The organism is Pseudoalteromonas sp. P1-13-1a (assembly GCF_001401875.1).
Taxonomy (GTDB): Bacteria; Pseudomonadota; Gammaproteobacteria; order Enterobacterales; family Alteromonadaceae; genus Pseudoalteromonas.
On record NZ_LKDV01000028.1, the window covers coordinates 1 to 12,178 of the forward strand.

10 protein-coding genes are annotated in these 12,178 nt (G+C 40.9%); 9 read left to right on the plus strand and 1 reads right to left on the minus strand.

Going from position 1 to position 12,178, the window contains the following annotated elements:
- The first annotated feature begins 601 nt into the window (after positions 1–601).
- The 5 genes from AN391_RS15420 (at position 602) to ihfA (ending at position 6,135) form a co-directional block, all read left to right on the plus strand.
- The gene (locus tag AN391_RS15420) at positions 602–1,657 is read left to right on the plus strand and encodes a DUF2066 domain-containing protein (protein WP_055016227.1); all 1,056 of its coding nucleotides are present in this window, start codon (positions 602–604) and stop codon (positions 1,655–1,657) included.
- A complete protein-coding gene (gene hda / locus AN391_RS15425) occupies positions 1,657–2,367 on the plus strand; it encodes a DnaA regulatory inactivator Hda (RefSeq protein ID WP_171037686.1) in 711 nt (236 codons plus the stop codon). Before AN391_RS15420 ends, hda begins: the two co-directional genes overlap by 1 nt.
- A gap of 82 nt (positions 2,368–2,449) precedes the next feature.
- Positions 2,450–3,430: a phenylalanine--tRNA ligase subunit alpha gene (gene pheS, locus AN391_RS15430; RefSeq protein WP_055016228.1), complete on the plus strand. Its 981-nt coding sequence runs from the start codon at positions 2,450–2,452 to the stop codon at positions 3,428–3,430.
- 15 nt (positions 3,431–3,445) lie between these two features.
- A complete protein-coding gene (gene pheT, locus AN391_RS15435; protein ID WP_055016229.1) occupies positions 3,446–5,833 on the plus strand; it encodes a phenylalanine--tRNA ligase subunit beta in 2,388 nt (795 codons plus the stop codon).
- Positions 5,834–5,835: 2 nt separating this feature from the next.
- Positions 5,836–6,135, plus strand: a complete 300-nt coding sequence (gene ihfA, locus AN391_RS15440; RefSeq protein ID WP_002960690.1) for an integration host factor subunit alpha — start codon at positions 5,836–5,838, stop codon at positions 6,133–6,135.
- Positions 6,136–6,221: 86 nt separating this feature from the next.
- Here ihfA and AN391_RS15445 read toward each other — a convergent pair whose 3' ends face one another.
- Positions 6,222–7,022: a DUF2989 domain-containing protein gene (locus tag AN391_RS15445; protein ID WP_055016230.1), complete on the minus strand. Its 801-nt coding sequence runs from the start codon at positions 7,020–7,022 to the stop codon at positions 6,222–6,224.
- Between the two features lie 174 nt (positions 7,023–7,196).
- Between AN391_RS15445 and AN391_RS15450 the strand changes: the two genes are divergently transcribed.
- The 4 genes from AN391_RS15450 to AN391_RS15465 all read left to right on the plus strand — a co-directional run bounded on the left by AN391_RS15450 (position 7,197) and on the right by AN391_RS15465 (position 12,178).
- Positions 7,197–8,639: a glyceraldehyde-3-phosphate dehydrogenase gene (locus AN391_RS15450; RefSeq protein WP_055016231.1), complete on the plus strand. Its 1,443-nt coding sequence runs from the start codon at positions 7,197–7,199 to the stop codon at positions 8,637–8,639.
- A 200-nt stretch (positions 8,640–8,839) separates the two neighbouring features.
- A complete protein-coding gene (locus AN391_RS15455) occupies positions 8,840–9,967 on the plus strand; it encodes a M14-type cytosolic carboxypeptidase (protein WP_055016232.1) in 1,128 nt (375 codons plus the stop codon).
- Positions 9,968–10,124: 157 nt separating this feature from the next.
- Positions 10,125–11,792: a sodium:alanine symporter family protein gene (locus AN391_RS15460; RefSeq protein ID WP_055016233.1), complete on the plus strand. Its 1,668-nt coding sequence runs from the start codon at positions 10,125–10,127 to the stop codon at positions 11,790–11,792.
- A 59-nt stretch (positions 11,793–11,851) separates the two neighbouring features.
- Positions 11,852–12,178, plus strand: a complete 327-nt coding sequence (locus tag AN391_RS15465; RefSeq protein WP_055016234.1) for a hypothetical protein — start codon at positions 11,852–11,854, stop codon at positions 12,176–12,178.

The following is a 12,178-nucleotide window of genomic DNA, read 5'->3' on the forward strand; positions in this document are numbered from 1 at the left end:
CTATCAGCCGTCAGTTATCAGCTGCACAGCGTCAACCTGTACTTTGTAGCGTGGGTTGAGTATCACGAAACCCACGGGTAAAAGAACGCGACGACCACCACAGTGCCCAGTGAATCCCATTAAAAAAACATTAAGAGTACTTTGCTATGTGACTCTCCACCGCTGTGGGTACTACGACATCGCCAGGCTCAAAGATAAGGAAGCCGACTAGTAATAGTCGGGCTTTTTACGTCTGAAGAAAAGTTATATCCAGCACTTTCTTCTCTAAAGCGTTGCGTCTCCTAAGCGCAGCGCTTCTTTGTGAACAGTGTTTTGACTATTAAAAGCATTTAACAATGATGACTTTCCATTCACTTTGGCTTTATACCGCTATAGGCACTACGACCTCGCCAAGCTCAAATACAAGAAAGCCCGACTAGTTCTTTATTCGCCTCACCAATAACTATCCATTTTACATATAGCTAAGTAGCAGTTTGTTTCTGTATTTAAGCTTTAAGATAAACAATATTTATTCAACATAGCTAGATTACAAATATAATTTTGCTTTGTTAGTGGCTTTGATTTAGGATCAAAATAGTTTAAAACCAAGAACTAATAGCCAGTGTATAGATTATTAATTAGTGCCATATCATTTATATTTTGTTTCTCTGTATCGGCAGTTGAAGTAACTGATCTGTATCAAGATATATTAAAAGTAGACGATAAAAGCCGAGACACGCGTTTGGCCGCTAGCCGTAAAGCATTACTTAATGTTTTAGTAAAGGTAAGCGGTGATGAGTCTGCTGATCAAAATAAGCTTGCTCAGCAGCGTACCAAAAATATTTCAAATTACATGCTTAAATTTGAATATGATGAAAAAGCAAATGGTCAACTTAATTTAGTCGTTAAATTTGAAGCGCGTAAAATTAATGAACTAATTAAAGAATTAAATTTACCTCTTTGGGGTGTTCAGCGACCACTGGTTGCCATTTGGTTAGGCATTGAAGACAATTGGCGTAGAGAGCTCGTAACGCAAGAAAGTTACCCTCAGTTAGAGCAACTTATATATGACAAAGCTGGACGGCGTGGTTTGCCCGTGGTAGTACCACTATTGGATCTACAAGACAGACGTTTAGTTGGGATCCCCGAGGTGTGGGGCAACTTTTCAGGGCCTGTTGAAGAGGCGTCTCGACGTTATAGTGCAGAGCGAAGTATCACGGCAAGAATGTATCAAGAGCCTGACAGTGAAACTTGGATTTTAGACTGGCGTTTCACTAATGATGACTTATTCGATTCAAACCGACTTGAGGGTGATAAACAACAAATTGTAGGCGAGATGATAGATAGTTTAGCATTGGGTTTAGCCAATGAATACGCTATTGACCCTAATGCATATTATGAACAAGCTGCGGCTACGCTCACCTTAAAAGGCACTCAGAGCTTTGTCGACATTGAACTTGCAAAACGCCGTTTACAAAATTTGAGCGTCGTAACGCAAGCAACGATTATGCGTAAAACCCCAGAGTTTGTTGAGTTTAAGCTTAACCATACTGGCAGTGTGGCAGATCTTAAAAAAGGCCTTGGGCTTGATAGTGCATTTAAAGACTATGTCGACCCACGTGCATTTTACCACGTTGTAGATAAAAATAGTCTTGAGTATCAATGGGTCGGTGAGTAATGCTAAGCGCTGAGCCAATGCAAATGGCGCTGCCGGTCACCCTGCCTGACGATGAAACATTTGCTTCTTACTTTGGTGGGGAAGACTCATTAGAGGTAAATCATCTCAAGGCGAGCTTTTCAAAGGTTGCCAATAAATTTCAATACACCTATTTGTGCGGGTTGGGTGACTCTGGTAAGTCTCACTTGTTGTACGCAACCTGCATTCAAGCCCAAGAGCGTGGTTGGTCGAACATGCTTTTATCTATGCGCGAAGTTATCGACTTTGGCCCTATGGTACTAGACGGTTTAGAAGCTCTGGACGTATTATGTATTGATGATGTGCACTTAGTTGCTGGTAATGATGCGTGGGAAAAAGCCCTTTTTAACTTTTTTAATCGCTTTAACGAGCCCGGTAAAATGTTGGTAGTAACGGCTGATTTACTACCCGATATGTTAAATATTAGCTTACCTGACTTAGAGTCTCGCTTAAAGTGGGGAACCACTTTTCAAATTCGTTCAATGAGCGACGATGATAAAGCACAAGCACTTGTTAAGCGTGCGCATATGCGTGGGCTTGAACTAAGCGATGAATGCGCGCGCTTTTTATTAACGCGCTTGAGCCGCGATATGCGTGCTTTATTAGACGTATTAGACAAATTAGATCACGCATCAATGGCCGCACAACGAAAATTAACAATTCCCTTCATAAAATCAACGTTAAAGCTGTAGTAGGTCTAGAATCTAGACCCTGCTTTCAGTTATCATTACTCAACAAAATTGTAATCACCTTCTTTGAAAGATCAGGTATCGAATGAACTTAGAAAATATTTTAGCGCAAGCACTTGAGGCTGTTGCCAGTGCCAGTGAAATCGCGCAACTAGAAGAGATCAGGGTTAATTACCTTGGTAAAAAAGGCGAAATCACAAGCTTACTTAAAACACTGGGTAAAATTGCGCCTGAAGAACGCAAAGAAGCAGGCCAAGTAATTAACCAAGCAAAGCAAGATGTACAACAAGCAATTAACGAAAAGCGTGAGCTTTTAGCAAGTAAAGCGCTTGAAGAAAAGCTAGCGGCTGAAACAATTGATGTAACTTTACCAGGGCGCGTAATGCCAACCGGTGGATTACACCCAGTAACGCGCACAATCGAGCGTATAGAAAGCTTTTTTGGTGAACTAGGTTTTGCTGTTAAATCAGGCCCAGAAGTAGAAGACGATTTTCATAACTTTGATGCGCTAAATATTCCTGAGCATCACCCCGCACGTGCTGATCACGATACCTTTTATTTCAACCCTAAATTAGTGCTGCGAACGCAGACAAGTGGTGTGCAAATCCGTACTATGGAAACAGAGCAGCCACCACTGCGAATTATCTCGCCTGGTCGAGTATATCGTAACGATTACGACCAAACGCATACCCCAATGTTTCATCAGGTAGAAGGTTTAATGGTTGATACCGACGTAAGCTTCACAGAGCTTAAAGGTATTTTACACGACTTTTTGCGTAACTTTTTTGAAGAAGACATGGAAATTCGTTTCCGTCCTTCATTCTTCCCATTTACAGAGCCTTCAGCTGAAGTAGATGTTATGGGTAAAGACGGTAAATGGCTTGAAGTATTAGGTTGTGGCATGGTTCACCCTAATGTACTTAAGTCAGTGGGTATTGACCCAGAAAAATACACCGGTTTTGCTTTTGGTATGGGCGTAGAGCGCTTGACCATGCTGCGCTATGGCGTAAATGACTTACGTGCATTTTTTGAAAATGACTTAAAATTCCTAAACCAGTTCCGTTAAGAGTGAAAATATAAAATGAAATTTAGTGAAAAGTGGTTAAGAGAGTGGGTAAACCCTGCTATTGATACGCAAGCTCTTTCGGAACAGCTTTCTATGGCTGGCCTTGAGGTTGACGCAGTTGAGAGCGCCGCAGCGGACTTTAACGGCGTAGTCGTTGGTGAAGTAGTAGAGTGTGCACAGCACCCAGATGCAGATAAACTTCGCGTTACTAAAATCAATGTAGGTGGCGATGAGCTACTTGATATTGTGTGTGGTGCGCCAAACTGTCGCCAAGGCATTAAAGTAGCAGTTGCAACAGTGGGCGCTGTTTTACCGGGCGACTTTAAAATTAAAAAAGCAAAATTACGCGGTCAGCCATCTCATGGCATGTTGTGTGCTTTTGTTGAGCTAGGTATTAGCGAAGAAGGCGATGGCATTATGGAATTGCCAAGCGATGCGCCAATTGGTACAGACTTGCGCGAATACTTAGGCCTAGATGACAACATAATTGATGTTGACTTAACGCCAAACCGTGGTGATTGCTTAGGTATAAAAGGTCTTGCACGCGAGGTCGGTGTATTAAACAGTGTTGATGTAAACGAGTTACAAATTCCAGCTGTTAGCGGCACTATTGACGATAAAGTATCTATTGAGCTTGTTAATGCTGATGCGTGTCCGCGTTACTTAGGGCGTGTAATTAAAGGCGTTAGCCTTGATGCAGAAACACCACTTTGGATGGTTGAAAAACTACGCCGTAGTGGTATTCGCTCAATCGACCCTGTTGTTGATGTTACTAACTATGTATTACTAGAACTTGGTCACCCAATGCATGCATTTGATTTAAATGCAATTGAAGGGGGTATTAAAGTACGTAATGCTCGTGCAGACGAGGAACTCGTATTACTTGATGGCAATACTGCAAAACTGAATGAATCAACACTTGTGATAGCTGATGATAATAAAGCGCTGGCGATTGCTGGTGTTTTTGGTGGTGAGCAATCAGGTGTAACAGAAAAAACCGCTGATATTTTATTAGAAAGCGCGTTTTTTAATCCGGTAGCAATTGCAGGCCAAGCCCGTAGTTATGGCTTACATACCGATGCATCACACCGCTATGAGCGTGGTGTTGATTTTACCCTTCAACATGATGCAATGGAGCGCGCAACCGCTTTATTACTTGATATTGTTGGCGGTGAAGCAGGACCGGTTGTAGAAGCTGTGGCTGCTGATAAACTACCAAAAGTGACTGAAGTACGTCTACGTCGTGCACGTTTAGACCGTGTAATTGGTCATCATATTGACGATGCAAAAGTGACTGATATTCTAACTCGTTTAGGATTAGACGTTAAGTTTGAAAACGATAGCTGGAGTGCTGATATACCAAGTTACCGTTTTGATATATCTATTGAAGAAGACTTAATTGAAGAAGTTGCGCGTGTTTATGGTTACAACAGTATTCCAAATGTTGCCCCAACTGCAAAGTTAAAAATGACTACTCATGATGAGTCAACCATTGCGCTAAGTAAGTTTCGTAATACGTTAGTGACACGTGGTTACCAAGAAGCAATCACGTACAGCTTTGTAGACCCTAAAGCACAAGCTATTATACACCCGCAAAGTGCACCGCTTATATTGCCGCACCCAATTTCAATTGAAATGTCGGCTATGCGTGTAAGCTTAATGCCAGGCCTTTTAGCATCGGTTGCGTATAATCAAAACCGTCAACAACCACGTATTCGTTTATTTGAGCATGGCCTTAAATTTATTAGCGACGACAGTGCAGAAAATGGCCTACAGCAAATACCTGTAATTGGCGGTGTGATAACAGGCCTTGCTCATGGTGAGCATTGGGTTGAGCAAAAACGCAACGTTGATTTTTACGATTTAAAAGGTGATGTTGAAGCCTTATTAGCAATCACCAACGATACAAGCCGTTTTGAAATTAAAGCTGAGCAGTCAGACGGTTTACACCCAGGCCAATCAGCGGTTATATATGTTGAAGGTAAAAAGGTAGGATTTTTTGGTGCTCTTCACCCTCAGGTGCAAAAATCGTTAGATATCAATAACGCAACTTTTGTATTTGAAATAGAAATGTCTGCAATAGAAAAAAGAAATTTACCGCAAGCTGTAGGGGTTTCAAAATTCCCTTCAAATCGCCGCGACATCGCGATTTTAGTGGCTGACAGCGTTAATTCAGGTGATATTTTAAGCACAATAGAAAAAGTTGGCGGAAATCAATTGGTTGACCTAAACTTATTCGATGTGTATAAGGGCAAAGGTATTGAGCCAAATTATAAGAGTTTGGCGATTGCTCTAACACTGCAGGCGGTTGATAGAACACTCGAAGAGAAAGATATCAATCTGGTAGTTGATAACGTGGTGGCCACATTGGCCGAAAAGTTTAATGCATCGTTGAGGGACTAGATATGGCGCTTACTAAAGCCGACATAGCTGAACACCTATTTGAAAAGCTCGGGATCAATAAAAAAGATGCCAAAGATTTAGTTGAAGCGTTTTTTGAAGAAATCCGCTCAGCGCTTGAAAAAGGCGAGCAGGTTAAGCTCTCTGGATTTGGTAACTTTGATCTTCGTGATAAAAAAGAAAGACCAGGCCGAAACCCGAAAACAGGAGAAGACATCCCTATTTCGGCGCGCCGCGTGGTGACCTTTAGACCAGGTCAAAAGCTTAAAACCCGTGTAGAAGTGGGTACAAGCAAAGCAAAATAAAAAAGGGCAGCGAAAGCTGCCTTTTTTATTTAAAACCTTAGGGTTTCATGTTTTTAAAACATGGTTAATGCCAGGGTTTTGCTTACCTAAAATTCTCGAGGCGATACAAACTCACCGTTTTGTATTTGCTCATACGTTTGTTGGGCAAGTGTATCGAGTGCATCTAAATTTTTACCATCACTCATTAGTTGGTGCTCTATTGGTAATAAATCTATATTTTCTATACCCGCGCTTTGCGCCACTTTCGAAAAAATGTAAGCGTGTTTATATTTATCATGCTTATAAAACAAGCTAATTAACGAGGTATACACTTCAGGGTTAGGTTGTTGACCTTGTTTATTTAGCTCAAGCGTTTTGTAGAGCAGATCAATCGTTTTTTCATCATCAAATTTAATGTAATAAGAGGCAAGATAAAACTGCATCTCTGCGCTATTGGTGACGCTTTCGTCATTTTCCATTGCAAGCAAACGTGTTAGTGCATTTTGCTCATTGTTACGCGACCAATGATAGTAAAGCAAACCAGGGTGGTTTGTGTTTTTTGTGTCTTGATAAAGGCGGGTCATTTCTTTAATGCTAGTAAGTTGGCCTTCTATGCGCGACGTCGTTTTAGACTTTAGTTTAATATGCTCAATTTTTGCGGCTAAAGTAATACATTGATTATACGATTCAAACCCTTTTAGTAATTGGTATTTGTTTTCATCTGTGGGTTTTTTATATTCAATATAGCGTTTTAAAATAACCTCAGAACGCTCATTTTTACAATGGCTATCTTTATTTAAATCACTACAAAAGCCAGGTGTTTCCTTACATACCTGAGCGAGAGTCAGTGGTTCTTCGCATCCTGTTAACGCGAGCAATGTGAGTATTGCGCCTGCTCTTAAAACCATTCCTTAACCTCAAATGAATATATACATTACCATTCTAGCGCAATCATTTGTGCGCTAACAGTAGAGAATAACTTTAGATTACCTTAGAATAGCCCTGCCTGAAGTGCATTACTCTCAAAATCGAATGCATTTTTATAGGCTATCCGTTCAAAATGATTAAATTAGGTAAATAAAATGACCTCATCTCACGAATTAGAATACACAAATAGTTGGCAAGAACGTCAAGATTACGCTGAAAGCATGCAACCTATTATTGGTAAGCTTTATCGTAACCGTGGCATAGAAATCGCTGTATATGGCCGTCCTCTCGTTAATGCCAGTACTATCGATATTATCAAATCACATAAAACTGTAGCTCAATTTGAAGGCACTAAATTACGTTTACGCGAAAGCTTTCCGTTTTTAGAAGCGATTAGCAAAATGGAGTTAAATTCAGCACGTATTGATATTGGTAAACTGGCTTATAGCTATTTGTACAGTGATGCTGCTAATGGCCGCACAGTTGATGAGTTTGTAAAAGACGAATTAGCTGAGATAGCCGACTCACCAGCCAAAGAGCCGCGTGATGTAGTGCTTTACGGTTTTGGTCGTATTGGGCGTCTACTAGCGCGCTTATTAATTGAAAAATCAGGCCCTTATGCCGACTTACGTTTACGTGCAATTGTAGTGCGCGGTGGTAAAGAAGGTGACCTTGAAAAACGTGCAAGCTTATTACGTCGCGATTCAATTCATGGCCCATTTAATGGCTCAATTACCATTGATAAAGAGCGTAATGCAATTAAAGCCAATGGTAGCTACATCCAAGTGATTTATGCTAACTCGCCAAGCGAAGTTGATTACACTGCTTACGGTATCGAAAATGCACTTGTTGTAGATAATACTGGTATTTGGAAAGACGAAGCGGGCCTTGGTCAGCATTTAGAGTCTAAAGGCGCTGCAAAAGTATTATTAACAGCACCGGCTAAAGGCAACATTAAAAATATTGTTTACGGTGTAAATAACCAAGACATTAAGCCTGAAGATAAAATTGTATGTGCAGCAAGCTGTACCACCAACGCGATTACGCCAACCCTAAAAGCATTGAACGATAAGTTTGGTATTAATAACGGCCACGTAGAAACCGTGCACTCTTACACAAACGATCAAAACCTTATTGATAACTACCACAAAGCAGAGCGCCGTGGACGTGCCGCAGCGCTTAATATGGTAATTACCGAAACAGGTGCAGCTAAAGCAGTATCTAAAGCCTTACCAGAATTGGAAGGTAAACTAACAGGTAATGCGATTCGTGTGCCTACTCCTAATGTATCGCTAGCTATATTAAACTTGAACCTTGATAGCAGCACAACGACAGAAGAGCTAAATGCGTTTTTACGTGAAACAGCATTGCACTCAGAATTGCGTGACCAAATCGACTACACCGCATCAACTGAAATTGTATCGACCGATTTAGTGGGTAGCCGCTATGCGGGTGTGGTTGATTCGCAAGCTACCATTGTTGAAGGTAACCGCGTTGTTTTATACGTATGGTACGACAATGAATTTGGTTACAGCTGCCAAGTAGTACGCTGTATGCGTGATATGGCAGAAGTGGCTTTCCCAAGCTTACCTCGCTAATATAAACGCAATTATACTAAGCCAGCTTTTTTGCTGGCTTTTTTAGTCGCGTAATATTTTTAAAGTGTACCCTGTGTGGTAGGCTTTAATTATTGAGATGTGTACTGCGGTTATCCCGTAATTATGCATTTTACTATTTATAAAATAGTGTCAGTTCTGCAAGTGAAGCAGATAAACTTATTCTACCTTAAGGTTTTTTCATGAAAATCAGCAGCAATTTTGATAGTGGTAACATAAAGGTTATCGAAGCCACCGAACCGCTAAATATTCAATTAGAAATTAACAATGATCACCAGTCTGAATTTTATCAATGGTTTCACTTTCGCCTAGAAACAACACCTTATCAATTGCATAAGTTAAACATTAATAATTTAGATAAATCAGCCTACCCCGATGGCTGGGAAGGTTACCAAGCGGTTGCCTCGTACGACCGTCAAACCTGGTTCCGTGTGCCTTCAAATTACGAAAATGGCACACTTACGTTTGAGCTAGAGCCTGAGTGCGGCAGTGTTTACTTTGCTTACTTTGCGCCTTACAGCTACGAGCGTCATTTAGATTTATTAGCGTGGGCACAAAGCGAAGAGCTTTGCCAACTACAAACATTAGGCCAAACACTTGATGGCCGTGATATGAGCGTGCTTAAAATTGGTCAGCCTAGCGAAGATAAAAAAACAATCTGGATCACAGCACGCCAACACCCTGGCGAAACAATGGCAGAGTGGTTTGTAGAAGGGTTATTACACAAATTGCTAGATGACGAAGACCCGCATGCCGCAGCACTATTATCAAAGGCTGTGTTTTATGTAGTACCAAACATGAACCCAGATGGCAGCGTACGTGGTCACCTTCGTACTAACGCAAAAGGCGTTAACTTAAACCGTGAATGGCAAACGCCTAGCATGGAAAATAGCCCAGAAGTGTATTTAGTGCTTAATAAAATGCGCGAAACTGGCCTAGACATGCATTTAGATATTCACGGCGACGAAGCAATCCCTTATAACTTTGTGGCAGGCAGTGAAGGTATTCCAAGCTACGATGACCGCTTAAAAGACCTAGAAGATAGTTTTAAAGCAGCATTGCTTACTATAACGCCAGAGTTTCAAGATGAGCACGGTTACGATAAAGACGAGCCGGGCAAAGCTAATTTAACAGTTGGCTCATCTGCAACAGCAGAAGAGTTTAAAGCACTTACTTACACAATTGAAATGCCGTTTAAAGATAATAACGACTTACCAGACCCTGATTACGGCTGGTCAGACCGCCGCTCGTATCAATTTGGTCAAGATACTTTAGCGGCTATCGTAAATGTCGTTGATAAATTAAGATAAATTAGTATAAGGTAGGGGCAACATTAAATGTTGCCCTTTTTTATTACAAAATTAACAAATAATAAAAGTGTGCAATAGCTTAGTTATCGTATTACGTAACTCTCAATAAGTAATAAACAATCAACAGTCTCAAATAAAATAATAAGAGGTATTTAGCGTGGATGCATTCGGACAACTTTTAGATAGCCTAGATGGCATGTTAGGGGGCGCAGTGTGGTTCCCCTACGTGCTTTTAGGTGTTGGTCTATTTTTTACTATTTATTTAAAGTTCCCACAAATTCGTTATTTCAAACATGCGTGTAAAGTGGTTACTGGTAAGTTTGATAAAAAAGGCACCGAGGGTGATACAACCCATTTTCAAGCACTTGCTACTGCGCTCTCTGGTACCGTAGGTACAGGTAACATTGGTGGGGTGGCATTGGCTATTTCTATTGGTGGCCCTGCAGCATTATTTTGGATGTGGATGACAGCTTTTTTTGGTATGACCACCAAATTTGTAGAAGTTACGCTTTCACATAAATACCGCGAAAAAACACAAGACGGCACCATGGCGGGCGGTCCCATGTATTACATGGATAAACGCCTAAACATGAAGTGGCTAGCTATTTTATTTGCTGTTGCTACTGTAATTAGTTCATTTGGTACAGGCAGCTTGCCACAAATTAATAATATTGCGCAGGGTATGGAAGCCACATTTGGTTTTGCCCCTATGGCAACCGGTGCTGTGTTATCTATTTTACTGGCGTTGGTTATTTTAGGCGGTATTAAACGTATTGCTGCAATTACATCACGTGTAGTGCCCATTATGGCTGTTATTTACATTGTGGGTGCGTTAGGGGTTATTTTTTACAATGTAGAAAACATTGGACCTTCGTTTGCCTCAATATTTGTTGATGCATTTACAGGCTCTGCTGCAGCGGGTGGCTTTTTAGGCGCATCTTTTGCGTATGCATTTAACAGAGGTGTTAACCGTGGTTTGTTCTCGAATGAGGCGGGTCAAGGCTCAGCACCCATTGCTCACGCATCGGCAAAGGCAGATGAGCCAGTGTCTGAAGGTATGGTGTCAATTTTAGAGCCGTTTATCGATACAATCATTATTTGTACATTAACAGGCTTAGTTATTTTATCGTCTGGCGTATGGAACGAAAAATTCGAAACGCATTTTGAACGATCATCAATGAGCATCATTAAAGGTGACTACTCAGAAACTAACGAAGCGCAGCGCCAAGAGCTATACAATTACCTAAATGGTAACGAGAGCAAGGTAGAGCTATTTAACGGCAATATTAATGTGGTTAATGGCGAGCCAACAAGCAATGGTTTTACCGTATTACATTCTCGCTCAATTGGTGAAGACATCCGTTTTGGCCTTACCGAAAAACATAAGTACACAGGTATTGTTGAGGTTAAAAACGGTATGCCAACGGATGACAGCATAAGTTTAATTGGTAAATCGTTAGTGCATTCAGCAGAGCTGACTACTAAAGCGTTTACACGTGGCTTCTTTGGCGATAGTGGCCAATACATAGTATCGATAGGCTTATTGCTATTTGCGTTTTCTACAGCTATTGCATGGTCGTACTACGGTGACCGTGCCATGATTTATTTACTCGGTAATCGCTCTGTTATGCCGTATCGCGTATTTTACGTTGCGGCGTTCTTTTGGGCGTCGTTTGCCGATACTACTTTAGTGTGGAAATTAGCTGCCGTTGCAATTGTCGTTATGACCTTGCCCAACTTATTTGGCATTATGTTATTGCGTAAAGAAATGAAACAATCCGTAGATGACTACTGGGTTAAATTCAAAAAAGACAACGAGCAATAAAACAAGTACAATAAAAGGCGCCGCAAGGCGCTTTTTTTATGCGTAGTATGGAGAGTAGTATGGCGATTATTCATTGCCCCAAATGTGCAAAATCAATTTCAGATAAACATCAGCAATGTCCACATTGCAATAGTAACATTGGCGCACTTAACTCTGAGCAGGTACAACAGCTTCAGCGCGAACAGCGAATTAAAAAACAGCAAATGTTTATGAACCATTCTTTCTTGGCACTCATACTATTTTTAGGTGGCTTTTTTTGCTTGTACTTTTTACAACCCGCAAAAGAAACCCTTGAGTGGTACGCTTATACAGTTGCAATTGGTATTGGCTGTATTTGGTATTTAGTAAACCGCGTTATTTTAGTGACTCTAAAAAAGAAAAGATGA

What these genes read in the sequence shown, in the direction of transcription:
- hda (WP_171037686.1), top strand. Translation starts at nt 1,657, where the DNA reads ATGCTAAGCGCTGAGCCAATGCAAATGGCGCTGCCGGTCACCCTGCCT.
- pheS (WP_055016228.1), top strand. Translation starts at nt 2,450, where the DNA reads ATGAACTTAGAAAATATTTTAGCGCAAGCACTTGAGGCTGTTGCCAGT.
- pheT (WP_055016229.1), top strand. Translation starts at nt 3,446, where the DNA reads ATGAAATTTAGTGAAAAGTGGTTAAGAGAGTGGGTAAACCCTGCTATT.
- ihfA (WP_002960690.1), top strand. Translation starts at nt 5,836, where the DNA reads ATGGCGCTTACTAAAGCCGACATAGCTGAACACCTATTTGAAAAGCTC.
- AN391_RS15445 (WP_055016230.1), bottom strand. Translation starts at nt 7,022, where the DNA reads ATGGTTTTAAGAGCAGGCGCAATACTCACATTGCTCGCGTTAACAGGA.
- AN391_RS15450 (WP_055016231.1), top strand. Translation starts at nt 7,197, where the DNA reads ATGACCTCATCTCACGAATTAGAATACACAAATAGTTGGCAAGAACGT.
- AN391_RS15455 (WP_055016232.1), top strand. Translation starts at nt 8,840, where the DNA reads ATGAAAATCAGCAGCAATTTTGATAGTGGTAACATAAAGGTTATCGAA.
- AN391_RS15465 (WP_055016234.1), top strand. Translation starts at nt 11,852, where the DNA reads ATGGCGATTATTCATTGCCCCAAATGTGCAAAATCAATTTCAGATAAA.